This window comes from Sphingomicrobium arenosum (genome assembly GCF_026157085.1).
In the GTDB taxonomy this organism is placed as follows: domain Bacteria; phylum Pseudomonadota; class Alphaproteobacteria; order Sphingomonadales; family Sphingomonadaceae; genus Sphingomicrobium; species Sphingomicrobium arenosum.
Map to the genome: position 1 here is coordinate 1,195,435 of NZ_JANPVN010000001.1, position 24,775 is coordinate 1,220,209.

Sequence of the window (24,775 nt, forward strand, 5' to 3'; positions counted from 1 at the left end):
ATCATGGACGTGATCCTGCTTGAACGCGTCGAGAAGCTCGGCGGCATCGGCGACGTCGTGACCGTCAAGAACGGTTATGCGCGCAACTTCCTGCTTCCCAACAAGAAGGCCCTTCGCGCCAATGCCGCGAACAAGGCCGTCTTCGAAGCCAACCGCGAGAAGATCGAAAAGGAAAACGCCGAGAAGCGCGACGTCGCCTCGGCCGAAGCCAAGAAGATCGACGGCACCACCGTCGTGCTCATCCGCCAGGCCTCGAACACCGGCCAGCTCTACGGTTCGGTCTCGACCCGTGACATGGTCGCCGGCCTCGAGGAAGAAGGCCACAAGGTCGAGAAGAGCCAGGTCCAGCTCCTGCGCCCGATCAAGACCATCGGCATGCACGACGTCACCGTGACGCTCCACCCGGAAGTCAGCGTGACCGTCAAGGCCAATGTCGCCCGTTCGCCCGAAGAGGCCGAACTGCAGGCGCAGGGCGTCGACATCATCCAGCAGATGTATGAAGACGAACAGGCCGAACTGGCCGGCAACGCGCTCGAACCCGACAGCGAGGACGAAGGCGCCCTCGAACCGGGTCAGGTCGTCGCCGAAGACGGTTCAATCGAAGCAGCCGAAGGCGACACCGCCGAAGCCGCTGCCCCGGAAGCCGAGGAGGCTGCCGACGAAGACAAGAGCGAAGAAGAGTAAGCGCTTCACGCTTTTCGTCCTTCGGGCACGAGAAACAAGGGCCGTCCGGGCAACCGGGCGGCCCTTTTCTTTTGCCGCCCCGCCCCTGCGTCGGAACGCCCCTGCGCCGCTCCTCGTTGACAAGGGGAAAGGAGCCCAGAGCATGAGCAATGAAAAAGACAAGGAACGCCTGTCCAACGAGCGCGCTGCCGCGCTGTCGGATGCCGATCGCATCGACGCGATGACCACCGAGAATTTCGACGCGCCGACCTATCAGAAGTCGGGACAGGGCGGCCCCCGCGCCGGCCTCGCCGCTGACGAAGAAGAATAGAGTCGATCATCGACCCGCGGACAAGGGGCCGGGGTGCAGCGATGCGCCCCGGCCCCTTTTCTTTGCGCCGCCCCCGGCACGCGCGTCGTGGTCAGTTGGGCATCCCGCCGGGTGGTCCTGGCATGATCATCCTCGCCGCGCCATCGCCGCCCGGCTGGTCGTGCGTCAGCCGGTCGATCAGCTGTTCCTCGAGCGCGGTCATGCCCTTTGTCGGCTCGACGCCCAGTTCGTTTTTAACCCGTTCGGCAAATTCGAGATAGCGCTGGCGAACCCCGCCGACATGGCCGGCCTGATATTCGGCGAGCATCGCATATTCGACGAAATCCTCGTTCAAGGGATCGATCCGCTGCAAGCGCCGGATGAGCGGGACCAGCTTGGCCCCCATCCCGTGCGCGAGGCTGCGCTTCACCCAGGTCGCGGTCTCGGCCACCACCATTTCGGTGATGCGCCCGCGCTCCATCGCCAGCCAGTCGTCATAGTCGGGGCTGAGCCCGTCGAGATCCTCGAACGGACGCCAATCGCCGTCCTCTTCGCGGACATGATGCAATCCGCCGCCGCGAACACGATCGGCGACCAGCCAGAGATGGTTGCGATCGCTCGCGACCGGCGGCACCTCCCGGCTCGTTGCCGCGCGTACATCGCACAGCGCCTGGCGCAAGCTCGCGCGGGCCTGTTCATCGGCCGAGCGGCCCCACAGCAATCCGGCAAGCCGCTCGCGCGGCACTGCGCGCCCGCCGCGCCCGACCAGATAGGCGAGCAGCCCGCAGGCCTTGCGGCTCGACGGCGTGCAGTCGCGATCGTTCGACAGGTCGATCACACGGAATGATCCGATCAGATTGACCTGCCAGCGGGTACGATCGGCACCTGGGGTCGCCGAAGGCGTCACAGCCGAGCTCCTGTTCCGTCAGCGCGCCTCTCGCGCGCACACGACACACTGGGACGGTCATTGTGGTTAACATAAATTAAACAATGTTGCACGGCAAAAAGAACCCGCCGCCATGCCGGGCGGCGGGTTCTTGAAAAACGGTCGGCAGGCGGGAAGAGGAGCGGTCTCTTCCCGCCCGCCGGACGTCGTCGGGACTATCGAGCGGTAATGGTAATCGCCCCGACGACAACTTCGCCGCGCAGGCCCGCATCGCGGAGCGCCGATGCCTGTGCGAACCCGTCCTTGGTCGCGCTTTTGTAGCAGCCCGTCTGACGCACCCAGATCCGTACCGGATCGGGATTGTACGGCAAACAGATCTGCCGTGCCGCTTCCTTGATCCGGCCCTTGAATGAGGCATAACCGGCGCTGCTCATCAGGTTGAGGTCGCCATGATAGACGATCGCCTGCGGTTCGGGCGCGTCGGCGACGACCTCGATGGGTTCGCCTGCAAGCGCTGGCATGGCGACGAGGCTCGTGGCCGCGATGGCTGTCATCAGATATTTCATCTCAATCCTCCTTGTCCTCGCTCGCCCTCGGTAGGCGCCGCTAGCGGCCGCTGATCACCATCGTCTGGACGATGACCGACCCGCGCGGCGCATTGTAGAAGGCGTCCGCCTGCGCAAAGCCGTCGGCCTTGGCGGTCGAATAGCAGCTCCGTTCATCCTGCCAGATGTTGAGCGGCTGCACGCCCGGGGTGAGGCACAGCTTGCGTGCCGCGTTGGTCACCCGCGCCTTCAAGGCGCCATTGCCGGCCTTGCTCTGAAGGTCGAGGTCACCGTGATAGACACGCGCCTCAACGGCATCGTCCGAGGCGATCACCTCGATCGGGTCGCCCGCCACGGCCGGTGCCGCGACCAGCGCGAGCCCGCCACATGCGATCAGCAGATGTTTCATCCTTATTCCCCTTTTCCTGTCCGGTACGACGCGGCGGTCCCGCGTCGATCTGCAAAGCGATAGGAGCCATGCGTCCGCGCGCCGTCGCCCGATCGTCGCGGGGCGATGAAACTTACGTCAAAAATTCGTCTCCCCTGCGAGCCCACAGCGGGCGACGACAATGGGGCGGCGAGCCGTGGCCCACCGCCCCTTGTATCGAGGCCCTCCTGCGCGCGGTTCAGCGCGCGCTGATGAGGATGCTCTGGACGATCACCGAGCCGCGCGGTGCGTTGCGCAGCGCATCGGCCTGTGCGAAGCCGTGCGCGCGGGTCTGTTCGAGACAGGCCTTTTCCGCGCGCCAGGTTTCCACGGCCACGGGACCGCTCGACCGGCAGAGCGAACGGGCCGCCCGCGACACGCGGAGTTTCAATATGCGATGCCCCTGGTCGGTCTCGACGTCGAGGTCACCGAAATAGATGCGCTTCTCATAGGCGTCGGGCTCCCCCGCCGCCGCGGGTGCGGCGGCCAGCGTGGCGCCGCCAAGGCCGATGGCGCCGATGCAGCAAATGATCGTCCGGGTCATGATCGTCTCCCTTTGTTTCGCGCCGTTTCCCCCATGAGAAGCAGCACTTCCGCCTAGGGTGCCACCGTCGGGCCCGCATCGACCCACCATCAATCCGGCGTCAAAAATCATCGCAGATGCACAATTGACGCTGCGATGCAGCACGCCTCCCCCGCCGCCCCTTGCTCGATCAGCGAATGCGATAGAAATCCGCCACCCGGTCCAATGCCATGACCAGGACCAGCTTGCCCGCGCGGGTCGGCCAGCCGAGGGCGCTCTCGGCGTCGCGCATGCCCTCGCCCGCGCACACCACGCGCCACAGGATGTCGCCCAGCCCCTTGCCTGCCGCGGCCACCGCCTCGTCGAAACGACGCTTGGCATCGAGTTGGCTGGCCGAGCGGTCGGGTGCGCCCGCACTGCCGCCCCGACTGCGCGCGACGGGCGAGGCGTCCCAAGCCATCGTCACCCGCCCCGACAGTTGCGCGCGCTCATAATCGTCCCGCAGCCGCTCGCCCGCCTCATATTGCCGCTCCGAGACGTGCCCGCGCGAGCGCAGCCAGCCAAGCGGGCTCTCGAGCCGGTTGACCGTCACGCTGCGCCGTCGCGGCTGCCCGCCGACGACATCGCCCTCGATGCCGACCTCCTCGAGCTGGCGTCCCGCACCACCGAGCGAGCGGACATCGCCTGACGCCGCCGCCTCACTGGGGCGCGCCGGGCCCGCCTTGCTCGTCTTCCTGCTGCCTCGTCGTGCCACCATCTGTTCGCCTCCTGTCCGAATCGCGTCAGAAAGGACTTGCCATGTCGGCACATCTGTAGGACAGAGAGAAAACCGATTTGGTTTGTTTTAGAGGATAGGGAAGCCCATGCAGTCGCGCATCCGGGAAGTTCGCAAGGCCAAGGGCATGACGCTCGCCGACGTCGCGGCAGCCTGCAGCCCGCCGACCACGGCACAAACCATCGGTCGGCTCGAAACCGGCACCCGCACCTTGTCGCTCGGCTGGGTCAATCGCATCGCCGCGGCGCTTGGCGTCGACAGCGCCGACCTCGTCGCCCATGGCGATGGCGAGGATCGCCCCAGTCTCGAGGTCGCCGCGATCCTCGATGGCAATGGCCAGGCGCAGGCACCGCGCCAGAAGGCGATCGCACTACCGCCCGCGCCCGAGGCCGACCTGAGCGGCGTGCGCGTCGCCGCCGGCATCGGCGACTATCGCACCGGCGACATGATCTGGTGCCGTCACCTCGAGCCTGCCGACTTCGACCGCGCGCTCAACCGCGACGCGCTCGTACCGCGCCCGGCAGGCCGGTACATCTACGGTCGCCTCATTCACCGCGAGGGTGGCCAATTGTTGATCCTGCCCCCCGGCCCCGGCGCGCGCCAGCAGGTGGTCAAGGACCCCGCCTGGATCGCCGTCGCGGAAACGCTGGTGCGTAGCCTCTAGGCGTCTACGCCCCGCCGGTCAGCCGCAACGTGCGGCGACGCGTTCGATGACGGCCTGCAGCTTGTTCGCCACCGTCCCCGCGATGTCGCCCAGCGCCTCGTTGCCGACCGCCTGCATCGAGGCGATCGGATCGACCGCCGCCACCTCGACCCCGTCTTTTTGCTGCTGGAGAATGACATTGCACGGCAGCATCACGCCGATCTTGTCCTCGCTCGACAGCGCCTCGTGCGCCAGCTGCGGATTGCATGCGCCGAGGATGCGATAGGGCCTGAAATCCACGTCGAGCTTCTTCTTCAAGGTCGCCGCCACGTCGATCTCGGTCAGCACCCCGAACCCCTCTTGCGCCAATTCCTGCCGCACCACTTCCTCGACCGCGTCCATCGTGCCGCCCGCAATCTGCGCGGCGAAATAATAGGTCATCGGCATCCTATCTCCCCTTCATCCCGGCAACGTCGTCGAGCGCCGACAGTGACTCGTGATCGCAGGCGTCCACCGACAGGATATTGAACGTCCCGTCGGCCTCGATCACCACGGCGCCGACATCCTCCACCCGCGCAAAGCCGCCATCGCGAATAACCTGCATGAGGTCGCCCCGCGTCACCCGTTCCTCGACCAGCGCCCGCTCGTCGATTTCGCCGTCGCGCACGAGAAAGCGCGGACAGGCCCGGATAAGAGACTGGAAACGATTTGACTTCACGCTGAGCCAGCTGATCAGCGTCTGCATCGCCACGAGGAAGGCGAGCGCCACCACGCCTTGCGCCAGCGTTAGCGAAGTGCCGGTGATGATGTTCGCGAGGATCGAGCCGATCGCCACCGTCACCACGAAATCGAAGGCATTCAGCTTGGCCAGCGTCCGCTTCCCGCCGAAGCGCAGGAACAGGATCAGGATGGCGTAAGCGGCGAAACCCAGCGCGATCGCGCGCCACAGGCTGTGAGGATCGTCATACCACATGCAGCCTCAATGCACCGGCGCGCCAGTGGATGCCTCGGCCCGTCAAAAATCGCGCCGGTGTCCGCCGGCCCGTCCCAGCGGCTCGAGCCGGTCGGTCGCTGCATCGCCATGACTCCATTCGCGATAGGCCGCATCGCGCAGTTGATCGAAGCGCCGCTGCAGCACGGCGAACAGGCCGATCACGAATCCCCCTACGAACAGCCAACCGACCAGCGGGCCCGCAAGCACGAGCCGCAACAATTGCGCGGCAAAGAAGAAGGGAAAGGCCCCTAGCAGCGAATAAAGGATCAGGGTGCGCATGACCGACTTGAAACTGTCCTCGACATAGGCCCTGCGATCCATGTCGGTCACCGCGATCGGCGGCCCCATGCGTCGATTGCGAAAGAGGATGCGATCATCGCGCTCCTCGAACTGGCGCTCGAGCCTGTTCTCCACATAATAGAGCGCTGCCCCCGCGTTGCTCATGGCACCCTCCCTTTAGTCATGCCCAATCGCCGTGGCACGCCATGACGAAGGCTTGCCCAGGAAGGCATCGCGCGCAAGAAGGAAATGGTGGGCGCTGACGGGTTCGAACCGCCGACCTACTCGGTGTAAACGAGCCGCTCTACCAGCTGAGCTAAGCGCCCTATCCCTGAGGTGCTTCGGGCTCCTGCCACCCGCGGTCGCGATGATCAACCTTTTCCACGCGGTCGGCCCAACAGGGCTCGTCCTGCGCCACCAGCGCCATCACCAGCCCGCTCGTCACGGCATAGAAGAACGCCCCCTCGAGCGAGCCTGCCCCGACGTCGGTCTGCCACATCTGGAAGCCCGCCCCGCCGATCGCCATGAACAGCCCCAGCCAGGTGAAGACGAGCAAGCCCAATCCGGACAAAGCGAGCCATTTGGAGGCGTTGAAGGCACGCTTGGTACCGCCGATCGACTGACCCATCCGCACCGCGCCCGCCAGGACCATCGCTCCGCCCACCGTCTCGAAGGCGATGATCGTCAGATAGGCCAGCGTCACCAGCGTATCGGACGTCACCATCGGCACGATGCTGTCGGGATAGACCGCATGGTCGGCGCGCGACAGGACATAACCCACCGCGCCGCGGCCTGCCTCGTAATTGACCATGTTCTGCAGCGCATAGAGCAGCGCCTGCAAACCCGCGCCGATCACCAGCATCAATTTCACATATCGGATCGTCATCGCATCTCCCCCCTTCGACGCGCGTTAACTTCCCGTAACAAAATCGCAATTTAATGCCGCGTCAAGGCACCACGGCGCCCGCCACCGTCAAATCGCGAATTTGGGCCCCAGCTTGGCGAAGTAGCCGCGCATCGCCCGACTCGCATCGCCCGACAATTCGACGAACACGCGCCGCCCGTCATGCGGATCGGCGCGGCGCACGAACAACTGCTTGTCAGTCATCGTCTTGATCCACCGCAGCGCCGTCGTCGCGGGCACCGCCGCCGCCATGCACAGCGAGGAGACGGGCACCCTGATCTGCTGGATCTCGGCGGCGAGCAGGTCGAGCATCATGTCCCAGGCGGGATCATGGAACAGCTCGCCATCGAAATAGTCCTCGCGCAACCGCCGCGCGCGGATGACCGAGCGGACCGTCTCGACGCTGAGTTCGCCATGCTCCACCCCCGGCTCGCCCGCGCCGCGTGCCACTGCGGGACGATCGTCGGCCAGCCCGCCGCCGCTCATCTTCGACAGGGTCGAGGCGATGCGCTGCACTTCCTCCGACAATCGCCGCAGGGCCTCGGGATCGGATCCGCGCGCATCGGCGACGCCACCGCCCCCCGCCTCGCGCGCCGTCAGCAATGCCAGCGCCGACGCCCGCGTCGCCATGTCGGGTTGGACGATCAGTTCGATATGCGGCCCGATGATCGCGCTGACGGGATCGAGCAGCATGGGATCGATCGACACCAGCGCGGGCAGCCGCGCATGGTCGCTATGCGCATCGAAGGCCATCAGCCAATGATCGAGCACCTGTCCTTGATCGCGGTCGAGTTCGATCCACACCGGATGTTCGCCGAACCGGTCGACCCCGGCCTCGCCGACGTCATGGACCGAGCCGACGGCAAAGCCGCAAGCCTCGATGGCGTGGCGCGCGCGCGCCGCCGCTTGGTCGCCCGAGGCGACAAGATCGATGGTCGCGGGCGCAGGCGTCGCCTCGTCGCGGTGGATGGGATAAAGCTCGGTCACAAGGGCCCCCGTTCAAACGCGCCGCGACCGCCAGCAGGCGATCGGACACGGGAAAATCGTACCGAGCAGGTCGAGTGTAGCGAGGCCGTGCGCGCGACACCATCCCCAAAAATCCGCGCCGCTTCGGAGGGATCGTCAAGCCGCTGGAAAGCCTGCGCGCGCCATTCACACCGCCCATGAACAGCGTGCCCAACAGCCACCGCGCCGCCGAGGCGAGCATCCGCCGCATCCGCCGCCTGTCGCATCTCGAGGCGATCCTCGCCGATTGCCGCCTGATGCTCCGCCGCCTGCCGCGCGACTGCCCCGAGGCGCTGGCGCTCCAGCGCCGCGTCATGCAGGCGCAATCCGAGATCGACCGGCTACGCGGCGCCACGACCGCCGCGCCCGAGCCTGTCGACAATGCACTGCAGGAAGCGATCGAAACCGAGCTCGCCGACTGGCGCGGTAACCGCGACGAGCCGCCGCAACGCGGCCTGCTCCCGGACCTGTTCGCTCGCCTACCCTTCGGCCCGAAACGCTAGCGCCTAGCCGACGTCGCTCTTCATATAGGGTCCGATCGCAGGCGCCTTCCATCCCGCCGTCGCCACGAAGCCAGGGTTGAAGAAGGCCTTCTTGGCATAAGCGAATGGCTCACCGTCCGGTCCGTCGACCATGCCGCCCGCGCCCAAGAGCACCGCATGGCCCGCCGCCACGTCCCATTCCATCGTCGGCGACAGCCGTGGATAGATGTCGGCATGGCCTTCCGCCACGATGCAGAATTTGAGGCTCGATCCGACCGACACCCGCTCGGGCGCATGGCCGCCAAAGGCATGCTCCAGATAATCGACCGTTTCCTGGCTCAGATGCGACTTGGAGGCGACCGCCACCTTGTCCTCGCCCAGCGCGCGGCAATGGATCGCGCGCCGCGGACCGCCCGCCTCGAGCCACGCCCCGCGCCCCGACAGCCCGAGGTGAAGCCGCCCCGTCGCAGGCGAAAACACCACGCCCAGCACCGGGCACCCGTCCTCGATCAGCCCGATGTTGACCGTATAGTCATCGCCGCCCCGGATGAACTCCTTGGTCCCGTCCAGCGGATCGACGAGGAAGAAGGTGTTGCCGTGGCTCGGGATCCGCCCCGCCGCCACTTCCTCTTCCGCGATCACCGGCACATCGCCCGCATGCACCCGCAGCGCCTCTAGGATCACCGCTTCCGCCGCCCGGTCGGCGACGGTCACGGGCGAGGCGTCGGTCTTCCTTTCGACATCGAAGCCTTGGCGGACGATCTCGAGGATCGCCGCCCCGGCCTCGCGCGCGGTCTCGCCGAGCGCGTCGAGCAGCTTGGGCGTGGCCAGCGTCATGAAATCAACGCGGCGCCATGCGGATGCCGCCGTCGAGGCGGATGCTCTCGGCATTGAGATACGGCGTTTCGGCGATGAACGCCGCGAGCTCCGCATATTCCTCGGCCTTGCCCAAACGCTTGGGGAAGGGCACCTGCGCGCCCAGCGCGTCCTGCACCTTTTCGGGCATCATCGCGACCATCGGCGTCTTGAACACGCCCGGCAGGATCGTATTGACCCGCACCCCGTCATTCATGAGGTCGCGCGCGATCGGCAGCGCCATCGCCAGCACGCCGCCCTTGGACGCCGAATAGGCCGCCTGCCCGATCTGCCCGTCCTCGGCCGCGACCGAAGCAGTATTGATGATGCACCCTCGCTCGCCATCTTCCAGCGGGTCGAGGCCGACCATGCCCTGCGCCGAATGCGCGATGCAGCGGAAGCTGCCGATGAGGTTGATGTTGATGGCCAGTTCGAACTGGATCATCGGGTAGAGCAGCCGCTCGCCCGTCTCCTTGTTCATGCCGACGGTCTTGGCTGCATTGGCGACGCCCGCGCAATTGACGAGGATGCGTTCCTGCCCATGCGCCTCGCGCGCCTTGGCAAAGCCTGCCTTGACCGCATCGTCGCTGGTCACGTCGACATCGCAGAATATGCCGCCGATGTCGCTGGCGACCTTTTCGCCCGCATCGCCGTTGCGGTCGAAGATGGCGACCTTCGCGCCCATGCTCGCCAGCTTGCGCGCGGTGGCTTCACCAAGACCCGACGCACCGCCCGTGACGACTGTTGCTACTCCATCGACCTTCATTGTTCTTTCTCCACTTTCGCAAGCAACGCCTCGACGGCGACCTGTTGGCCCGCCGAGACGTTCAATTCCGCGACCACCCCGTCAAAGGGCGCGGTCATCGCATGTTCCATCTTCATCGCTTCCAGCGTGAGCAAGCGATCGCCCTTCGCGACCTTGTCCCCCGCCGCGACCTCCACGCTCGTCACCTTGCCCGGCATCGGGCTGAGGATCGCGCCGTCGCCCGCCGCCGCGCCGCCCGCACCGGGGCGCGTCGACAGCGCGAATTCGAATGCCTCGCCCGACGAGAAAAGCACCACCCGCTCATCGTCGCGAAAGCCCGTCGCGGCAATCGTATCGCCCTCGTCGCCAAGGTCGATCACCCGCGTCTCGCCCTTTCGCGCCAATGCCACGGCCAGGCGCGGATCGGCATTCAACCGAAAGCCGGCCAGCGGATCGGCTTCTTCCTGCGCCAGCGCGACCGTCGCCGCCGTGCGCCATTCCACCTCGACCGGGTCGCCCGACGGAATAAGCTCGTCTTCGTAGCGCGCGATGAAGCCCGTATCGAGATCGGCGGCGACGAACGCGTCATGCGTCAGCGCGCGCAATAGGAAGGCGGCATTGGTCTTCACCGGCCAAACTTCCAGCCGCGACAATTGCCGTGCCAGCGTCTCGATCGCCCCATCGCGATCCTCGCCATGGGCAACCAGCTTGGCGATCATCGGGTCGTAATGCGGGCTGATCATGTCGCCCTCTTCGACGCCCGTCTCGATCCGCCGTCGACGCTTGCCCCGCCATTGTTCGCGCCCGAGGTCGAAATGATCGAGCCGCCCGGTGGACGGCAGGAACCCGGTCGTGGGATCCTCGGCATAAAGCCGCGCCTCGATGGCGTGCCCCTTGATGCTCAGCTCATCCTGCGCGACCGGCACTGGCTCGCCCGCTGCCGCCAACAACTGCCATTCGACGAGGTCGACGCCAGTGATCTCCTCGGTCACCGGATGCTCGACCTGCAGGCGCGTGTTCATTTCCATGAACCAGATGCGATCGGCGCGAAGTCCCTCGGAGGCATCGGCGATGAACTCGACCGTCCCCGCGCCCTCATAGGCCACCGCCTGCCCGGCCCGCACCGCCGCCGCACAGACCGCCGCGCGTGTCTCCTCGTCCATGCCGGGCGCGGGCGCTTCCTCGATCACCTTCTGGTGGCGGCGCTGCAAGGAACAGTCGCGCTCGAACAGGTGCAGCACCGTGCCGTGACTGTCCCCGAACAGCTGCACCTCGATATGCCGCGGGCTCTCGATCCACTTCTCGATGATGACGACATCATTGCCGAAACTCGCCGTCGCCTCGCGCTTCACGGATGCCAGCGCATCGGTGAAGTCCTTCGCATCATCGACCTTGCGCATGCCCTTGCCGCCGCCGCCCGCGACCGCCTTGATGAGCACCGGATAGCCGATCTTGCCCGCCTCGGCCGCCAGCACGTCCGCCGACTGGTCCTCGCCCATATAGCCGGGCGTCACCGGTACGCCCGCCTCGGCCATCAATTTCTTGGCCGCATCCTTCAGCCCCATCGCGCGGATCGACTCCGGCTTGGGGCCGACCCAGATCAGCCCCGCATCGATCACCGCCTGCGCAAAGTCCGCATTTTCGCTGAGAAAGCCGTACCCCGGATGGATCGCCTCCGCGCCCGTCTCCTGGGCCGCCGCGATAATATTGTCACCGACGAGATAGCTTTCGGCGCTCGCCGCCGGGCCGATGCACACCGCCTCGTCGGCTATGCGCACATGCAGCGACGTTGCGTCCGCCTCGGAATAGACCGCGACCGTGTCGATCCCCATGGCCTTGGCGGTGCGCATGACCCGGCAGGCGATTTCGCCGCGATTGGCGATCAGAAGCTTCTCGAACATGGCCCTTGCCCTAGGTCGCGATGCGCAAATCGTCCAGCCCCGAGGCTAGCGCCGCCACAGCATCCACCAGCTCGTCACCGCGCTCACGCCGAGGAAGACGAGGAACAGCCCGACATAGATGGCATGATGCGACGGCCCCGGCAGGCACGTCACCGGATCGCGTGCCCCGCAATAATCGCCATTACGCGAATGCCAGCTCAGCCAGCCGAGGAACAGCGTCGGCAACCAGAAAAAGCCGATGATGAACGGCACGATGCATCCGCGATTATAACGATATCGCGGCGCCCTCGACATCGCCTTATTCCGCCGCCACCCGCGCAGGCTCGTCGCCCTGCAGCGGCTTCAGTCCCAGTTTCGCGAACAGCGCCGCATCCTTGCCATCGCCCGCATTGGGCGTGGTGAGCAGCTTGTCGCCGGTGAAGATGCTGTTCGCGCCGCTCAGGAAGCAGAGCGCCTGTGTCGCTTCGCTCATGCTCTCGCGCCCCGCCGACAAGCGCACCATCGAAGCTGGCATCGCGATCCGCGCCACCGCGACGGTGCGCACGAATTCAATATCGTCGATCGGCCGCTCCTCACCCCACATGTCGCCCAGCACCGTGCCCTTGACCGGCACCAGCGCATTCACCGGCACGCTCTCGGGATGGCGCGGCAGCGTCGCCAGCGCATGGAGGAAGCCGACGCGATCCTCGCGGCTCTCGCCCATGCCGACGATCCCGCCGCAGCATACCGCCATCCCCGCCTTGCGCACCTGTTCGAGCGTATCCAATCGCTCGGCAAAGGTCCGCGTCGTGATCACCTTGTCGTAATGCTCGGGGCTGGTGTCGATATTGTGGTTGTAATAATCGAGCCCCGCGTCGCTAAGCGCGCGCGCCTGCTCGTCGGTCAGCATGCCGAGCGTCATGCAGGTCTCGAGCCCCATCGCCGACACCCGCGACACCATGTCGCAGACCTTGGGCAGGTCGCGATCCCTCAATTCACGCCACGCTGCGCCCATGCAGAACCGCTGCGATCCCGCCGCCTTGGCCTCGGCCGCCGCCGCGACCACCGCATCGGCGTCCATCAGCTTCTCGGCCTGTACCCCGCTGTCGGCATGCGCGCTTTGGGAACAATAGCCGCAATCCTCGGGACAGCCGCCGGTCTTGATCGAGAGGAGCGTGCACAATTGCACCTCCCCCGCCGCATGGTGCGCGCGATGCACCTCGGCCGCGCGAAAGACGAGCTCCATGAAGGGCAGGTCGAAGAGGTCCGCAATCTCTTCGCGGGTCCAGTCGGTACGCACGTTCAGTCTCTCCAATGGTCGCTCATCGCCCCTCGGGGCATCCGTCGGGCTCGGCGGTATATTGCACGCCGGTAATCTTCCATGCGCCTTCGACGCGCATCAGGTTGAAGGCGTTGACGCCGCAATGCGTGCGCTGTCCGTCGCGGTCGAAGGCGTAAGGTGCCCATACCATCGCCATGTCGCCATGGTGCAGGATTGTCGGGTCCCAATAGGTCTCGCGAAACGGTTTCGCCTCGGCATGCTCGTCGAGCCAGTCATAATCCTCGGCAAAGGGCCGCACCCAGATCGGCGGGCGACCTTCGCGGTCGGAGCGCGCGACCTTGTAACCCTCCTCGGCCATCACACTCCGCTTGAGGTCGGAGTCGGCTTCGTTGATCGCCCTCATGAACGTGTCGATGACAGCGATGATCTGCGCTTCCTCATCATCCTCGGCGGTCGCGAGAACCGGGTGCGTCAATGACAAAGCAAGGCTTGCAATCAGGATCATCATCACATCCTGAAGATGCCGAATTTCGGCTGGTCCTCGATCGGCGCATTGAGACACGCCGCAAAGGCCAGCCCCAGCACGTCGCGCGTCTGCGCCGGATCGATGATGCCATCGTCCCATAGCCGCGCGGTCGCGTGCCACGGATTGCCCTCGTCCTCATATTTCTGGCGAATGGGGGCCTTGAACTCCTCGGCCTCTTCCTCGCTCCACTTGTCGGCATCGCGGTGGACGGTCGCGAGCACCGACGCCGCCTGCTCGCCGCCCATCACGCTGATCCGGCTGTTGGGCCACGTGAAGAGGAAGTTGGGCGAATAGGCGCGCCCTGCCATGCCGTAATTGCCCGCGCCGAAGCTGCCGCCGATCAGCACCGTGATCTTGGGCACCTGCGCGGTCGCCACCGCCGTCACCAGCTTGGCGCCATGCTTGGCGATTCCTTCCGCTTCATACTTCCCCCCGACCATAAAGCCCGAGACATTCTGGAGGAACAGGAGCGGGATTTTCCGTGTCGCGGCCAGCTCGATGAAATGCGCGCCCTTCACGGCGCTCTCGCTGAAGATCACGCCATTGTTGGCGAGGATCGCGACCGGCATCCCATGGATATGCGCAAAGCCGCAGACGAGGCTCGCGCCATAAAGCGGCTTGAACTCGTGAAACTCGGATGCATCGACGATCCGCGCGATGACCTCATGCACGTCATAGGGCGCGCGCACGTCTTCGGGGATGATCGAATAGAGCTCTTCGGCATCATATTTGGGCGGCATCGGCTCGCGATAGTTGAGGTCCGCATTGTCCGCGCCCTGCGGCACCGTGGAGAGGATATCGCGCACGATGGTCAGCGCATGCTCGTCATTCTCGGCGAGATGGTCGACCACGCCGCTCTTGCGCGCATGGAGGTCCCCGCCGCCCAGATCCTCGGCGCTGATCTCCTCGCCCGTCGCCGCCTTCACCAGCGGCGGTCCGGCGAGGAAGATGGTGCCCTGCTCCTTCACGATGACACTCTCGTCGCTCATCGCCGGCACATAGGCCCCGCCCGCGGTACAGCTGCCCATCACGCAGGCCACCTGCGCGATGCCCTTCGAGGACATCTGCGCCTGATTGTAGAAAATCCGCCCGAAATGGTCGCGGTCGGGAAACACCTCGGCCTGGTGCGGCAGGTTCGCCCCACCCGAATCGACCAGATAGATGCACGGCAGCCGGTTGGCCTCCGCGATCTCCTGCGCGCGCAAATGCTTCTTCACCGTCATCGGATAATAGGTGCCGCCCTTCACGGTGGCGTCGTTGCACACGATCATCGCCTGCCGCCCGGACACGCGCCCGATGCCAGCGATCATCCCCGCGCCGGGTACCTCGCCACCATACATGTCGCACGCCGCCAACTGCCCGATCTCGAGAAACGGCGAGCCCGGATCGAGGAGCCGCTCGACGCGGTCGCGCGGCAACAGCTTGCCCCGCGCCACATGACGCTCGCGGTGGCGTTCGGCGCCCCCCTTGGCGGCGCTCGCCACATCCTCGCGCAGGCGCTCCACCAGCGCCCGGTTATGCGCGTCCCGGGCCTTGGCTTCGGGACTTTCCAGATCGATCTTGCTGTCCAGCGTGGGTGCACTCATGGCCGAACGCCTAGCGCCCTCGCCTGCCCACGGCAACGGCTGACGCGCCTCCCCTCCTCTTCGATCGCAACTTATGTTAAGGACGGACCGGACATGAAGAGAGGGACGCGCCATGACCTATTGGAAAATCAAGGGCCGCGAGATGGCCAATTGTAACTGCGACGTCGGCTGCAACTGCCAGTTCGGCGGGCTCCCCGACAAGGGCAATTGCCAGGCCGCCGTGGGCATCATCATCGATGAAGGTCATCACGGCGATGTCGACCTCTCCGGACTCAAGATCGGCGGCATCTACAAATGGCCGGGCGCCATCCACGAGGGCGGCGGCGAGGCCATCGCCTTCATCGACGAGAGCGCCACGCCCGAACAGCGCGAGGCGCTTCTCAAGATCATGACCGGTCAGGACACCGATCCCATGGCGACCCATTTCGCGGTCTTCGCCTCGACCATCGAGAAGATGCACGAGCCCCAGTTCATTCCCCTCGATTTCGAGATCGACGTCGAGGCGCGCAAGAGCAAGCTCGCCGCCCCCGGCCATTATGAGGTCACGGGCAAGCCGATCCTCAGCCCGGCCACCGGCGAGCCGGTGCACAGCCGCATCCACATCCCCGACGGCTTCGAATATGAATATGCCGACATCGGCCATGGCACCACGCGCGGCTCGGGACCGGTCCCGATCGAGCTGACCGACAGCTATGGGCAGTTCTGCCACCTCCATCTCGACAGCCACGGCGTCGTTCACGCCGAATGAGCGGCGCTGCGGAGGCGCTGCTGGCGCGCCACAGGGCCCTGACCATCGCCGCGCTGGCGCTGCTCGCGCTTCTGGCCTGGGGCTGGCTGCTCGCCGGTGCGGGCATGGACATGGGGCTGGTCGCCAGCCTGAACGCCTTTCCCCATCGCGACGCACCGATGATGGCGATGGCGGTCTCCTTCCCGCTGTTGTTCGCCATGTGGTGGGTAATGATGGTGGCGATGATGCTGCCCTCGGCGGCCCCCACCATCCTGCTTTACGCCCGCGCCGCGCGCCACGGCGGCATCGCCCGCCCGCATGTCACGCTCTTTCTCTCGGGCTATCTCATCATCTGGGGCATCTTCTCCGCCATCGCCGCCGCCGCCCAGCTCTGGCTCCAGTCGAAGGCGCTGGTCACCGGCATGGCCATGGGATCGGCCAGCGCCACGCTCTCGGGCGTCCTCCTCCTCGCTGCCGGCCTCTACCAGTTCAGCCCGTGGAAGGACCGCTGCCTCTCGCTGTGCCGCAGCCCCGCCAGCTTCATCGCCCGCCACCAGCGCCCCGGCGCCGCGGGCGCGCTGCGCCTCGGCCTCCTCCACGGCGCCTTTTGCGCGGGCTGCTGCTGGGCGCTCATGGCGCTGCTCTTCGTGCTCGGCGTCATGAACATCGCGTGGATCGCGATCCTCACGCTCGTCGTCGCTGCCGAAAAGCTGCTGCCTCGCGGCCGCCTCATCGCCAACGCTGGCGGCGTCTTGCTGATCGCCTGGGGGGCGGCGACCCTAGTCGCTTGACCCCGCGTCGGCCTCCGCCGCCACCATCGCTTCGAGATAAGCCGCTACCGCCTTGCGCTCAATGTCGGTCATCGCCGAGGTAAGGTTTGCGCCGATAAAGCTCATCAGCCCCAACTCGCGCCCTTCCACGCCCTGCCCGGTCGCCAGCAGCCGTTCGATCGCCGCCGCATCATAGGCTACCGCCAGATCGACGAAGTCGGGCCCGAACTGCTCCTCGCCGCGCAAGGTCGCGCCATGACAGTCGGCACATACGGTCATCGCAATATAGCGCCCCTGCGCATGTCGTTCGCCAAGATCGAGCGGCGTCTTTTCGGCATGAACCGCCACTTCTGCCTTTGCCTCGAGGAAATGCCCCTCGCCCGCTGCACCCACCAACCCGTCGTTGAGCTTCGTCAGCGGCAGCTCCTGCCCCTTGGGCTCGAGCGTGCGCAGATAGGCCATCAGCGCCGCCATGTCGGGCGCCGACAGATGCTGGTAGATCTTGGACGGCATCATCCAGAATTCATCGCGCGTCGGATGCACCCCCTCGCGCAGCAAGCGCTCGAGCTGCTCATCGTCCAGCTTGGGTACCGTGCGCGTGAGGTTCGAGGCGACCACCCCGGCTAGCTCGGGTTCCAATTCGCCCATGTCGGTCCCGGTCAGCTCGGGCGCATGGCAGCCCCGGCACAAGAGCACGCTCGCGAGCCGGTCGCCATGCGCGATCTTGGCCGCCTCGTCGTCGCCATAATCGGCGCCGTCATAAGCGAGGCTAGCGGCCTGCGCTTCGGCGCCTTGCGGCGCGCCCGCCTCGGCCTCGGGCTCGCCCGTACCACAAGCGGCCAGCGCCGCCGTCGTCATCAGCATCGCTATCATCCGCATCATCATTCTCCCTGTCCCCCGTTCCACTTGGCCCAGGCGCGCGCATAATCGCCTGCCGCAAGCTTCTCTTCTTCGTTCAGCGCGTCGGTCACATGGGCCGGCGCCCCGGTCCACGGCGACATGATCGCGCTGCCGTCCAGCATCTGCGAGTCGAGCAGCAGCGCGCGCATCTGCGCGTCGTCATAGCGCGCGGCCGCCGCCAGGCTGCCCGCAGGCTCGCCCATCCCGTCCAGCGCGGCACCATGGCACCCCGAACAGACCGTCACCGCGACATAGCGCCCCAGCGCATGCTCGGCGCCGAGCTCGGGCGGCTGGTTCTCGCGGAAATAGTCCGCTTCCTCCGCGCTATTATGATAGTGAAAGCGCGGATCCTCGAGTCGCTTGGCCCAATAATCGTCGGGTAGTTGCGCGGTCACCCGCGCCTCGAAATCCTCGGGCGGCAGCGGCGTCTCTTCGCCGGTCGGCTCGAAAGTCCGTAGATAAGCAATCAGCGCCGCCATGTCGGCATCCGACAGGAATTGCGACTGTTTCGAGGGCATGAGGTAGATTTCGCGCCCCGGATCGGGATGCACGCCCTCGCGCAGCAGCCGTTCCAGCTCGGCATCGCTCATGTCGGGCAGCGTGCGCGAGATGTTGGTCGCCCACAATCCCTCGAGCAGCGGGATCATCGCGCCGAAATCATTGCCCTGGAGCGCATCGCCATGACAGCCGGTGCAGCCCATGAGGTCCGACACGCGCTTGCCATGAGCCAGCCTAGCGGACTCAGTCTTGTAATCGGCACCGACGAACCCCGCCGGCTTCGCCTCGGCCTCGGGCGCGACTTTCCCGCCGCAACTGCCGAGCGCGATCGCGCCCATGACGATCAGACCGATCCGCAACCCCTGTCTCCCCCTGTATCGGCGGGGAGACTAACTCAGATCAATTCTTCTGGAAAGAGCGTTGCTCTATTCCGCTGCCGCCAGCGCCCGCACATAAGCCACGACCGCAGCGCGTTCGTCGTCGGTCAGCGCCGACATTTCGCGCCGCGCCACCAGCGCCATCATGCCATGCGCATCGCCGCCGCGCGTCACTCCATCCTCGAGCAGCCGCGACAGTTCTTCGGCCGAATAGGCGTCCATATGCTGAAACCCCGGCGCTCCCGGCGACTGCCCGCGAAGGTCTGGTCCATGGCATTCGGCGCAGGTCACCGAGGCGACATAGCGGCCCAATGCCAGTTCCTCGCCCATGCCCGGTGCCGGATTGAGCCGATACGCCTCGACCGCACCGCGGCTGGTATCGAGCACGCCCATCCTTACCAGCGCCTGCATCCCCGCCCCCTCGCGCGGCGCGGGCCAGTCGCGTCCCGTGGGTTCGAGGGCGCGCAGATATGCGATCAACGCGCCCATATCGGCCGCCGACAATCGCTGCAGCGACTTGGACGGCATATAATAAAGCTGGTCGCGCCGAGGATGGACGCCGGTGCGCAGCAGCGCCTCGACCTCGCCATCCGACCAGCCTTCGATGCTGCGCGTGAGATTGCTCGCGAAGATGAGCTCGCCGTCGGGATCGTCGGCATAATTGCCCCCGGTCAGCCCGACCCCGTGACAGGACGTACACCCCAGCACATCGCTCAGCCGCGCTCCATGCGCGATCCGAGCCGCCCCGCTCGCATAGGCACCGTCGAACGCCACGGGCACGGCATCCGCGCCCCGCGGCCCTTCGGCCGTGCAGGCGACGAGAATGGCCGCCGCCCCTGCAAGAACAGTCAGTCGAGAAACGATCATGGCGCACCTCCTCCGACCCTCCGGATCGGCCAAAAGATGCGCCCTGTCCTTGATCCGCGTCAAGTGCGGGCGGCGTTTACGCCCCCGCGCCGACCAATTCGCGCCCGATCAGCATGCGCCGGATCTCGTTCGTTCCCGCGCCGATGTCGAGCAGCTTGGCATCGCGCAGGAAGCGCTCGACCGGCCAGTCCTTGGTATAGCCCGCCCCGCCCAGCGCCTGCACCGCCTCGCCCGCGACCTTGAAGGCGCTTTCGCTCGCCAGCAGGATCGCGCCCGCCGCATCGAAGCGCGTCGTCTTGCCGGCATCGCAATTGCGCGCGACCGTATAGACATAGGCCCGCGCCGACTGGAGCGCGACATACATGTCGGCGATCTTGGCCTGCATCAGCTGGAAACTGCCGATCGGCTGGCCGAACTGCTTGCGCTCGCGCACATAGGGCAGCACCACGTCGAGACAGGCCTGCATGATGCCGAGCTGGATGCCCGAGAGCACCGTGCGTTCGTAATCCAATCCGCTCATCAGCACCGCGACGCCGCCATTTTCGGGGCCCATCACGCGCTCGTCCGGCACGAAGCAGTCGTTGAACACCAGCTCTGCGGTGGGCGAGCCGCGCATCCCCATCTTGTCGAGCTTCTGGCCGATCGAGAAACCCTCGTCATCCTTTTCGATAAGGAAGGTGGTGATGCCGCGCGATCCCTCGCCCGTCTTGGCATAGACGACCAGCGTGTCGGCATAGGCGCCATTGGTGATCCAGAATTTGGTGCCGTTGAGCCGGTATCCGCCGTCGACCTTCTCGGCCTTCAGTTTCATGCCAACGACGTCCGAGCCCGCTCCCGCCTCGCTCATCGCCAGCGCGCCGACATGCTCGCCCGAAATCAGGGGGCTGAGATACTTTTCCTTCTGCGCCGGGTTCGCCCATTTGGCGATCTGGTTGATGCACAAATTGGTATGCGCGCCATAGCTCAGCCCCACGCTCGCCGAGGCGCGCGCGATTTCTTCCTGCGCGATGACATGCTCGAGATAGCCGAGCCCCAGCCCGCCATCCTCCTCGGGCACGGTGATACCGTGCAAGCCGAGCTCGCCGATCTGCGGCCACAGCTCGACGGGAAAGCGATCTTCCTCGTCGATGCTCGCGGCGATCGGCTCGATCTTGTCCATAGCGAAGCGCCGCGTCGTATCGCGGATCGTCTCCGCCATTTCCGAAAGGCCGAAATCGAGGCCGGGTTCGTTGCTCATGGGTCGTGTCTCTCCTGTTCAGCCGCCGCCTAGCAGGAGGGACATGAGCCCATCAAGCGCCTCATTCGGGCGCGGGCCAGGACAAGCGCGCCTCGGGGTCCATGATGAAGCGCATCTGGCGCATCACGGGAAAGCCGATCAGCGGAACATCGATGTCGGCGAAGGTGACGTCGGGGTCGACCAATAGGGCACCGCCGACACGCATCGTCCCCTTCAGTTTGGCATCATAGGCTGCAAGTCGATGATCGGCGGCAAAGCGTATCCAGCCGGCGCGTTCGGGAGGGGTGACATAGTCGAACCGCGAGACTTCGCGCAGCGGCAGGATCACCGCCGTGTCCGACCCGGTGTCGAGCGTCGACTTCAACCGCACATCGCCGATCTCCAACATGGTGGCGGGATGCGCATCGCCCTCCTCGCCTTCCCATTCCGCCGCATCGGACGGCGGCGGCGTCCCGTCATCGGGCAGGATCGTCAGCCTCGATGCGGGGCCATCGAACAGCAACCTGGCGCCCGCGAAGCTCATGGGGCTGAGGATCGCTTCATTTTCGCGGTCATAGTCGAGCACCGTTGCGCGCTTGAAAGGGATCGCCACGCCATCCACAGTGAAATCGGGAAGGCAGGTATCGAACCCCGGCACCGGATTGCCCCCGCCATCGACCGATTTGGACGCCCCATAATCGATCAGCCCCTCGCGCCTCGCAAGCCGCATCGACACAAGATTGCCGGACGATGCCGTGTCGAACAGGGTCGGAAAGCGCACGCCATCGCCAAGCCGCCCACTGACGAGGATGCGCCTGTCGGAGAAGAAAAGCGGAATGTGCAGGACCTCCGCTGGCGGCTCGAATAAGGGAAGATGCGAGGCGGCACAGGGGCGGTCGGCTACCAGGGTCAGGAAGGCACCGGCGATCAACAATGACATATGAGTCTCTCCAATAGTGTGAATCGCACTATTGGAGAGCCGACACCGTCTGTCTGTCGAATTTCGACAAACCGACGAACCGCCTCTGCTATGCCGCTGCGATGATTACCGACCGCCCCCTCACCGAGATCGAAGGCGCCATCCTGTCCGAGATCGAGCATCGCGGGCAGCAGACCGCGTTCCAGGTCCGCCGCGCCTTCGAAGCCTCGCCCTCGCGCGAATGGAGCGGCAGCACCGGCACCGTCTATCCCGCCATCCGCCGCCTCGAAGCGCGCGGTCTCCTCCACGCCGAGGAAACCGGGGACAAGCGCGGCGCCCGCCACTTGTCGCTGACGGGTAAGGGACGCCGCGAACTGGCCGATTGGGCGATGGATGCCGACCGTGCGGTCAGCGTGGGGATGGACCCGTTTCGCCTGCGCTCGGGCATCTGGCGCCACACGTTAGCGGCGGACAAGCGCGACGCAATCTATGCACGGCTACGCACCGCGCTGGAACATGCCATCGCGCGTGAGGAAGCCGACATTACGGGCGAAGACCCGGTCGAGGCGACCCGCATCGAACTCAATATCTTGCTGTTGCGCCAACGGCTCGAATGGCTCGCGGCGGAAGAAGCTCTGTCGCGAAAAACCGACTAGAAAGAAGCGAAGGGGCTCGCACCGAGGCTGCAGGCCTGCGTCATCGGATCGCGGCGGCACCCCGTGCTCGACCGATCGCGATTGCTGTCCTGGCGGGTGCGGCGCGCGTCGCGCTTGCTCGACCGTTCGGGCTTGTCGTCGCTGTCGGCCTGCTGCTGCGAACAGCCGGTCATGCACTGCATGTCGCCAGCCGCTGCCGGCGAAGCAAGCATCGCTCCTGCTGCAATGACGATCAACAAACGCATGATCTGTCCCCTCTTGTAAACCCGCCCCTTCCCAAGACCATTTGGTCCCGGATGTAAAGAGCTTTACCGCGTCAAGCTGAACGTCACATTGATGTGTTGCAACCACGTCCCTATGTCGATCCGCGAACCAAATGCTTCACGGAGACTTCGCATGAGCCAGACCGTCATCCTTTCCTATGCCCGCACGCCGATGGGCGCGATGCAGGGTGCCCTGTCCGACGCCACCGCCACCGACCTCGGCGCCACCGCGGTCAAGGCGGCGGTCGATCGGGCCGGCGTCGATGGCGCCAGCATCGACCGCATCTACATGGGCTGCGTGCTGCCCGCCGGCCTCGGCCAGGCCCCGGCGCGCCAGGCCGCGCTGAAAGCCGGTCTTCCCAAGAGCGTCCAGGCGACCACCGTCAACAAGGTCTGCGGCTCGGGCATGCAGACCGTCATCCAGGCCGACGAGGCGATCCGCGCGGGCAATGCCACCACCATCGTCGCGGGCGGCATGGAGAGCATGACCAACGCCCCCTATCTCCTCAAGAAGCATCGCTCGGGCGCGCGTCTCGGCCATGACACCGCCTACGACCATATGTTCCTCGACGGCCTCGAGGATGCCTATGAAGAAGGCAAGGCGATGGGCGCCTTCGCGCAGGAAACCGCCGACGATTACCAGCTCACCCGCGAGGCGATGGACGACTATTCGATCGAGAGCCTCGCCCGCGCCCAGCGCGCCATCGCCGATGGCGACTTCGAAGGCGAGATCGTGCCGTTGACTATCGTCACCCGCAAGGGCGAGACCGTGGTCGACACCGACGAGGCCCCGGGCCGCGGCCGTCCCGACAAGATCCCGACGCTGCGCCCCGCCTTCCGCAAGGACGGCACTATCACCGCGGCGACCAGCTCGTCCATCTCGGACGGCGCCGCCGCCGTCGTCGTCACCTCGAAGGACGCCGCCGAAGCCGCGGGCCAGCAGCCCGTCGCGACCATCATTGCCACCGCCGCCCATGCGCAGGAGCCCTCGGAATTCACCATCGCCCCCATCGGCGCGATCGAGAAGTGCCTGAAAAAGGCCGGCTGGAGCGTCGACGACGTCGACCTGTGGGAAGTCAACGAGGCCTTCGCCTGCGTCGCCATGTTCGCAATGAAGGACCTCGGCATTTCGCATGACAAGATCAACGTGAACGGCGGCGGCACCGCGCTCGGTCACCCGATCGGCGCCAGCGGCACCCGTATCCTCGTCACGCTCCTGAATGCGATGAAGAAGCGCGGCCTTAAAAAGGGCGTCGCCTCGCTCTGCATCGGCGGCGGCGAAGCCACCGCCATCGCGGTCGAGATGGCCTGACGCCGCTTCGTCAGCGGCAAGAAAAAAGCCCCCGGCGGTCACCTGACCTCCGGGGGCTCTTTATGTCGGCTGGGCGTGGTCTAGCCGATCCCGCGGCGAAACGCCGCGATGAAGATCATCACGATCCAGATCCACAGGCACGCCCCCACGAACAACACCATCGGAATGTCCGCGGCGAAGCCGAGATGCGCCGCTGCCGACCATCCGCCGAAGATGAGCAGGATCGCATAGAAGCTGTTGGTTCCCGCCTCCTTGGCGATCGCCTCGTTGAGCTCGTCGCGCTTCATTCGCACGGCGATCGATCCCACCACCGCGACGATGGTCAGCGCGATGACGCCCCACAAGGCTGCCGTGCTGTCGATGATCCCATCGGGCCCGCCCAGCGCGACGAGGATGGGGATCGCCCCCATCAAGACCATGATCGGCCCGGCGCGAAGCAATTGGCCGCGCTGGTAGCGCAGGTCCGCCTCGTCCTCGACCTCGAGCACATGCTGTCCCGCCTTGGGGAAGGCCGCGCCCAGGAGCACGATCAGCGCGATCAGGATGAACACCACCCCCGCACCGACCGAGATCATCTCTGGAGCCCCGAGTTCCTCGATCGCGCTGCCCTCGATGAGGTGCAGCGTCGCGGCCATGCCCACGGCGCCCACCACTGCGCCCCCCGCCAATTGCGCAAGGCGTTTCGTCATGCTCTTGCCTTCGGGCGGCAAAGTCTCGGTCGTCATGTCGGTCACGCGTCGGGCTCCCAATCGTCGATGAACAGGTCTGGCACCGCCACGCCGAACAGTTTCGCCATGCGCAGCGCCAAAGGGAGGCTCGGATCATATTTGTCGGTCTCGACCGCATTGATCGTCTGGCGCGACACGCCGAGCCGCCGGGCCAATTCGCCCTGGCTCCACCCCGCCTCTTCGCGCCAATGCCGGATCCGATTCTCCATGCCCCATCGATATGTAAAGAGCT

Annotated in this window: 33 protein-coding genes and 1 tRNA gene; 8 read left to right on the forward strand and 26 right to left on the reverse strand. The window is 65.9% G+C overall.

What is annotated here, in order from left to right:
- Positions 1-3: 3 nt before the first annotated feature.
- Positions 4-684 (forward strand): 50S ribosomal protein L9, encoded by a 681-nt coding sequence (rplI, locus tag NUW51_RS05890; protein WP_265563656.1) that lies wholly within the window; start codon positions 4-6, stop codon positions 682-684.
- A gap of 142 nt (positions 685-826) precedes the next feature.
- Positions 827-994 carry a hypothetical protein gene (locus tag NUW51_RS05895; RefSeq protein WP_265563658.1) on the forward strand — a complete coding sequence of 56 codons (168 nt, stop codon included), beginning with the start codon at positions 827-829 and terminating at the stop codon, positions 992-994.
- Between the two features lie 91 nt (positions 995-1,085).
- Here the strand turns inward: NUW51_RS05895 and NUW51_RS05900 are convergent, their stop codons facing one another.
- From NUW51_RS05900 to NUW51_RS05920, 5 genes are all read right to left on the reverse strand, one after another.
- A complete protein-coding gene (locus tag NUW51_RS05900; RefSeq protein WP_265563661.1) occupies positions 1,086-1,880 on the reverse strand; it encodes an AfsR/SARP family transcriptional regulator in 795 nt (264 codons plus the stop codon).
- Positions 1,881-2,074: 194 nt separating this feature from the next.
- Positions 2,075-2,425: a UrcA family protein gene (locus NUW51_RS05905; RefSeq protein ID WP_265563664.1), complete on the reverse strand. Its 351-nt coding sequence runs from the start codon at positions 2,423-2,425 to the stop codon at positions 2,075-2,077.
- 40 nt (positions 2,426-2,465) lie between these two features.
- A complete protein-coding gene (locus tag NUW51_RS05910; RefSeq protein WP_265563667.1) occupies positions 2,466-2,813 on the reverse strand; it encodes a UrcA family protein in 348 nt (115 codons plus the stop codon).
- Positions 2,814-3,030: 217 nt separating this feature from the next.
- Positions 3,031-3,375: a UrcA family protein gene (locus NUW51_RS05915; RefSeq protein ID WP_265563669.1), complete on the reverse strand. Its 345-nt coding sequence runs from the start codon at positions 3,373-3,375 to the stop codon at positions 3,031-3,033.
- Positions 3,376-3,544: 169 nt separating this feature from the next.
- Entirely contained in the window at positions 3,545-4,111 is a 567-nt protein-coding gene (locus NUW51_RS05920; protein WP_265563671.1) for a DUF6456 domain-containing protein, read from the reverse strand.
- A gap of 106 nt (positions 4,112-4,217) precedes the next feature.
- Between NUW51_RS05920 and NUW51_RS05925 the strand changes: the two genes are divergently transcribed.
- On the forward strand, positions 4,218-4,793 hold the full coding sequence (locus NUW51_RS05925; RefSeq protein ID WP_265563673.1) for a helix-turn-helix domain-containing protein: 576 nt from the start codon (positions 4,218-4,220) through the stop codon (positions 4,791-4,793).
- Positions 4,794-4,811: 18 nt separating this feature from the next.
- On the opposite strand, the gene NUW51_RS05930 is transcribed toward NUW51_RS05925, so the two are convergent.
- The 6 genes from NUW51_RS05930 to NUW51_RS05955 all read right to left on the reverse strand — a co-directional run bounded on the left by NUW51_RS05930 (position 4,812) and on the right by NUW51_RS05955 (position 7,936).
- Positions 4,812-5,219: a DUF302 domain-containing protein gene (locus tag NUW51_RS05930; protein WP_265563675.1), complete on the reverse strand. Its 408-nt coding sequence runs from the start codon at positions 5,217-5,219 to the stop codon at positions 4,812-4,814.
- 1 nt (position 5,220) lies between these two features.
- Complete coding sequence (locus NUW51_RS05935; protein ID WP_265563676.1) at positions 5,221-5,745, reverse strand: DUF421 domain-containing protein; 525 nt, start codon at positions 5,743-5,745, stop codon at positions 5,221-5,223.
- Between the two features lie 42 nt (positions 5,746-5,787).
- Positions 5,788-6,210 carry a hypothetical protein gene (locus tag NUW51_RS05940; protein ID WP_265563679.1) on the reverse strand — a complete coding sequence of 141 codons (423 nt, stop codon included), beginning with the start codon at positions 6,208-6,210 and terminating at the stop codon, positions 5,788-5,790.
- An 85-nt stretch (positions 6,211-6,295) separates the two neighbouring features.
- Positions 6,296-6,371, reverse strand: a tRNA-Val gene (locus NUW51_RS05945).
- Positions 6,371-6,931 carry a DUF2165 domain-containing protein gene (locus tag NUW51_RS05950; RefSeq protein WP_265563680.1) on the reverse strand — a complete coding sequence of 187 codons (561 nt, stop codon included), beginning with the start codon at positions 6,929-6,931 and terminating at the stop codon, positions 6,371-6,373. The genes NUW51_RS05945 and NUW51_RS05950 overlap by 1 nt, the downstream gene beginning before the upstream one ends.
- 87 nt (positions 6,932-7,018) lie before the next feature.
- Positions 7,019-7,936 carry a MarR family winged helix-turn-helix transcriptional regulator gene (locus tag NUW51_RS05955; RefSeq protein WP_265563683.1) on the reverse strand — a complete coding sequence of 306 codons (918 nt, stop codon included), beginning with the start codon at positions 7,934-7,936 and terminating at the stop codon, positions 7,019-7,021.
- 176 nt (positions 7,937-8,112) lie between these two features.
- Between NUW51_RS05955 and NUW51_RS05960 the strand changes: the two genes are divergently transcribed.
- Entirely contained in the window at positions 8,113-8,457 is a 345-nt protein-coding gene (locus NUW51_RS05960; RefSeq protein WP_265563685.1) for a hypothetical protein, read from the forward strand.
- Between the two features lie 3 nt (positions 8,458-8,460).
- Here the strand turns inward: NUW51_RS05960 and cysQ are convergent, their stop codons facing one another.
- Genes cysQ through NUW51_RS05995 form a run of 7 tightly spaced genes read right to left on the reverse strand, consistent with a single transcriptional unit; the run spans position 8,461 to position 15,310 of the window.
- Entirely contained in the window at positions 8,461-9,273 is an 813-nt protein-coding gene (gene cysQ / locus NUW51_RS05965; protein ID WP_265563688.1) for a 3'(2'),5'-bisphosphate nucleotidase CysQ, read from the reverse strand.
- 4 nt (positions 9,274-9,277) lie between these two features.
- Positions 9,278-10,057 (reverse strand): SDR family oxidoreductase, encoded by a 780-nt coding sequence (locus tag NUW51_RS05970; protein WP_265563690.1) that lies wholly within the window; start codon positions 10,055-10,057, stop codon positions 9,278-9,280.
- A complete protein-coding gene (locus NUW51_RS05975; protein ID WP_265563692.1) occupies positions 10,054-11,937 on the reverse strand; it encodes an acetyl/propionyl/methylcrotonyl-CoA carboxylase subunit alpha in 1,884 nt (627 codons plus the stop codon). The genes NUW51_RS05970 and NUW51_RS05975 overlap by 4 nt, the downstream gene beginning before the upstream one ends.
- A 45-nt stretch (positions 11,938-11,982) precedes the next feature.
- Positions 11,983-12,189 (reverse strand): hypothetical protein, encoded by a 207-nt coding sequence (locus tag NUW51_RS05980; RefSeq protein WP_265563695.1) that lies wholly within the window; start codon positions 12,187-12,189, stop codon positions 11,983-11,985.
- Positions 12,190-12,235: 46 nt separating this feature from the next.
- Entirely contained in the window at positions 12,236-13,231 is a 996-nt protein-coding gene (bioB, locus tag NUW51_RS05985) for a biotin synthase BioB (protein WP_265563696.1), read from the reverse strand.
- Positions 13,232-13,238: 7 nt separating this feature from the next.
- A complete protein-coding gene (locus tag NUW51_RS05990; protein ID WP_265563698.1) occupies positions 13,239-13,703 on the reverse strand; it encodes a Cif family virulence factor in 465 nt (154 codons plus the stop codon).
- A 2-nt stretch (positions 13,704-13,705) separates the two neighbouring features.
- A complete protein-coding gene (locus tag NUW51_RS05995) occupies positions 13,706-15,310 on the reverse strand; it encodes a carboxyl transferase domain-containing protein (RefSeq protein ID WP_265563700.1) in 1,605 nt (534 codons plus the stop codon).
- A gap of 112 nt (positions 15,311-15,422) precedes the next feature.
- Here NUW51_RS05995 and NUW51_RS06000 point away from each other — a divergent pair, with 112 nt between their 5' ends.
- Positions 15,423-16,058 carry a DUF1326 domain-containing protein gene (locus tag NUW51_RS06000; protein WP_265563702.1) on the forward strand — a complete coding sequence of 212 codons (636 nt, stop codon included), beginning with the start codon at positions 15,423-15,425 and terminating at the stop codon, positions 16,056-16,058.
- Positions 16,055-16,828 (forward strand): DUF2182 domain-containing protein, encoded by a 774-nt coding sequence (locus NUW51_RS06005; protein ID WP_265563704.1) that lies wholly within the window; start codon positions 16,055-16,057, stop codon positions 16,826-16,828. Before NUW51_RS06000 ends, NUW51_RS06005 begins: the two co-directional genes overlap by 4 nt.
- On the opposite strand, the gene NUW51_RS06010 is transcribed toward NUW51_RS06005, so the two are convergent.
- From NUW51_RS06010 to NUW51_RS06030, 5 genes are all read right to left on the reverse strand, one after another.
- Positions 16,817-17,680 carry a c-type cytochrome gene (locus NUW51_RS06010; RefSeq protein WP_265563706.1) on the reverse strand — a complete coding sequence of 288 codons (864 nt, stop codon included), beginning with the start codon at positions 17,678-17,680 and terminating at the stop codon, positions 16,817-16,819. The genes NUW51_RS06005 and NUW51_RS06010 overlap by 12 nt on opposite strands.
- A gap of 8 nt (positions 17,681-17,688) precedes the next feature.
- Positions 17,689-18,564: a c-type cytochrome gene (locus tag NUW51_RS06015; protein ID WP_265563708.1), complete on the reverse strand. Its 876-nt coding sequence runs from the start codon at positions 18,562-18,564 to the stop codon at positions 17,689-17,691.
- Positions 18,565-18,630: 66 nt separating this feature from the next.
- A complete protein-coding gene (locus NUW51_RS06020; protein ID WP_265563710.1) occupies positions 18,631-19,449 on the reverse strand; it encodes a cytochrome c in 819 nt (272 codons plus the stop codon).
- A 76-nt stretch (positions 19,450-19,525) separates the two neighbouring features.
- A complete protein-coding gene (locus tag NUW51_RS06025) occupies positions 19,526-20,686 on the reverse strand; it encodes an isovaleryl-CoA dehydrogenase (protein ID WP_265563712.1) in 1,161 nt (386 codons plus the stop codon).
- Between the two features lie 61 nt (positions 20,687-20,747).
- Positions 20,748-21,605, reverse strand: a complete 858-nt coding sequence (locus NUW51_RS06030) for a pepsin/retropepsin-like aspartic protease family protein (RefSeq protein ID WP_265563716.1) — start codon at positions 21,603-21,605, stop codon at positions 20,748-20,750.
- 101 nt (positions 21,606-21,706) lie between these two features.
- On the opposite strand from NUW51_RS06030, the gene NUW51_RS06035 reads away from it, so the two are divergent.
- Positions 21,707-22,240, forward strand: coding sequence for a PadR family transcriptional regulator (locus NUW51_RS06035; protein ID WP_265563718.1), 534 nt, complete (start codon positions 21,707-21,709; stop codon positions 22,238-22,240).
- On the opposite strand, the gene NUW51_RS06040 is transcribed toward NUW51_RS06035, so the two are convergent.
- Positions 22,237-22,485: a hypothetical protein gene (locus NUW51_RS06040; RefSeq protein ID WP_265563720.1), complete on the reverse strand. Its 249-nt coding sequence runs from the start codon at positions 22,483-22,485 to the stop codon at positions 22,237-22,239. The two genes, NUW51_RS06035 and NUW51_RS06040, sit on opposite strands and share 4 nt — an antisense overlap.
- 151 nt (positions 22,486-22,636) lie before the next feature.
- On the opposite strand from NUW51_RS06040, the gene NUW51_RS06045 reads away from it, so the two are divergent.
- Positions 22,637-23,815, forward strand: coding sequence for a thiolase family protein (locus tag NUW51_RS06045; RefSeq protein ID WP_265563722.1), 1,179 nt, complete (start codon positions 22,637-22,639; stop codon positions 23,813-23,815).
- Positions 23,816-23,895: 80 nt separating this feature from the next.
- On the opposite strand, the gene NUW51_RS06050 is transcribed toward NUW51_RS06045, so the two are convergent.
- Positions 23,896-24,549, reverse strand: a complete 654-nt coding sequence (locus tag NUW51_RS06050; RefSeq protein ID WP_265563724.1) for a hypothetical protein — start codon at positions 24,547-24,549, stop codon at positions 23,896-23,898.
- The gene (locus tag NUW51_RS06055) at positions 24,546-24,752 is read right to left on the reverse strand and encodes a helix-turn-helix transcriptional regulator (protein ID WP_265563727.1); all 207 of its coding nucleotides are present in this window, start codon (positions 24,750-24,752) and stop codon (positions 24,546-24,548) included. Before NUW51_RS06055 ends, NUW51_RS06050 begins: the two co-directional genes overlap by 4 nt.
- Positions 24,753-24,775: the final 23 nt, after the last annotated feature.

Coding starts and splice junctions, on each gene's coding strand:
- rplI (WP_265563656.1), top strand. CDS start 4: ATGGACGTGATCCTGCTTGAACGCGTCGAGAAGCTCGGCGGCATCGGC.
- NUW51_RS05895 (WP_265563658.1), top strand. CDS start 827: ATGAGCAATGAAAAAGACAAGGAACGCCTGTCCAACGAGCGCGCTGCC.
- NUW51_RS05905 (WP_265563664.1), bottom strand. CDS start 2,425: ATGAAATATCTGATGACAGCCATCGCGGCCACGAGCCTCGTCGCCATG.
- NUW51_RS05910 (WP_265563667.1), bottom strand. CDS start 2,813: ATGAAACATCTGCTGATCGCATGTGGCGGGCTCGCGCTGGTCGCGGCA.
- NUW51_RS05915 (WP_265563669.1), bottom strand. CDS start 3,375: ATGACCCGGACGATCATTTGCTGCATCGGCGCCATCGGCCTTGGCGGC.
- NUW51_RS05920 (WP_265563671.1), bottom strand. CDS start 4,111: ATGGTGGCACGACGAGGCAGCAGGAAGACGAGCAAGGCGGGCCCGGCG.
- NUW51_RS05925 (WP_265563673.1), top strand. CDS start 4,218: ATGCAGTCGCGCATCCGGGAAGTTCGCAAGGCCAAGGGCATGACGCTC.
- NUW51_RS05930 (WP_265563675.1), bottom strand. CDS start 5,219: ATGCCGATGACCTATTATTTCGCCGCGCAGATTGCGGGCGGCACGATG.
- NUW51_RS05935 (WP_265563676.1), bottom strand. CDS start 5,745: ATGTGGTATGACGATCCTCACAGCCTGTGGCGCGCGATCGCGCTGGGT.
- NUW51_RS05940 (WP_265563679.1), bottom strand. CDS start 6,210: ATGAGCAACGCGGGGGCAGCGCTCTATTATGTGGAGAACAGGCTCGAG.
- NUW51_RS05950 (WP_265563680.1), bottom strand. CDS start 6,931: ATGACGATCCGATATGTGAAATTGATGCTGGTGATCGGCGCGGGTTTG.
- NUW51_RS05960 (WP_265563685.1), top strand. CDS start 8,113: ATGAACAGCGTGCCCAACAGCCACCGCGCCGCCGAGGCGAGCATCCGC.
- cysQ (WP_265563688.1), bottom strand. CDS start 9,273: ATGACGCTGGCCACGCCCAAGCTGCTCGACGCGCTCGGCGAGACCGCG.
- NUW51_RS05970 (WP_265563690.1), bottom strand. CDS start 10,057: ATGAAGGTCGATGGAGTAGCAACAGTCGTCACGGGCGGTGCGTCGGGT.
- NUW51_RS05975 (WP_265563692.1), bottom strand. CDS start 11,937: ATGTTCGAGAAGCTTCTGATCGCCAATCGCGGCGAAATCGCCTGCCGG.
- NUW51_RS05990 (WP_265563698.1), bottom strand. CDS start 13,703: ATGATCCTGATTGCAAGCCTTGCTTTGTCATTGACGCACCCGGTTCTC.
- NUW51_RS05995 (WP_265563700.1), bottom strand. CDS start 15,310: ATGAGTGCACCCACGCTGGACAGCAAGATCGATCTGGAAAGTCCCGAA.
- NUW51_RS06000 (WP_265563702.1), top strand. CDS start 15,423: ATGACCTATTGGAAAATCAAGGGCCGCGAGATGGCCAATTGTAACTGC.
- NUW51_RS06005 (WP_265563704.1), top strand. CDS start 16,055: ATGAGCGGCGCTGCGGAGGCGCTGCTGGCGCGCCACAGGGCCCTGACC.
- NUW51_RS06010 (WP_265563706.1), bottom strand. CDS start 17,680: ATGATAGCGATGCTGATGACGACGGCGGCGCTGGCCGCTTGTGGTACG.
- NUW51_RS06020 (WP_265563710.1), bottom strand. CDS start 19,449: ATGATCGTTTCTCGACTGACTGTTCTTGCAGGGGCGGCGGCCATTCTC.
- NUW51_RS06025 (WP_265563712.1), bottom strand. CDS start 20,686: ATGAGCAACGAACCCGGCCTCGATTTCGGCCTTTCGGAAATGGCGGAG.
- NUW51_RS06030 (WP_265563716.1), bottom strand. CDS start 21,605: ATGTCATTGTTGATCGCCGGTGCCTTCCTGACCCTGGTAGCCGACCGC.
- NUW51_RS06035 (WP_265563718.1), top strand. CDS start 21,707: ATGATTACCGACCGCCCCCTCACCGAGATCGAAGGCGCCATCCTGTCC.
- NUW51_RS06040 (WP_265563720.1), bottom strand. CDS start 22,485: ATGCGTTTGTTGATCGTCATTGCAGCAGGAGCGATGCTTGCTTCGCCG.
- NUW51_RS06045 (WP_265563722.1), top strand. CDS start 22,637: ATGAGCCAGACCGTCATCCTTTCCTATGCCCGCACGCCGATGGGCGCG.
- NUW51_RS06055 (WP_265563727.1), bottom strand. CDS start 24,752: ATGGAGAATCGGATCCGGCATTGGCGCGAAGAGGCGGGGTGGAGCCAG.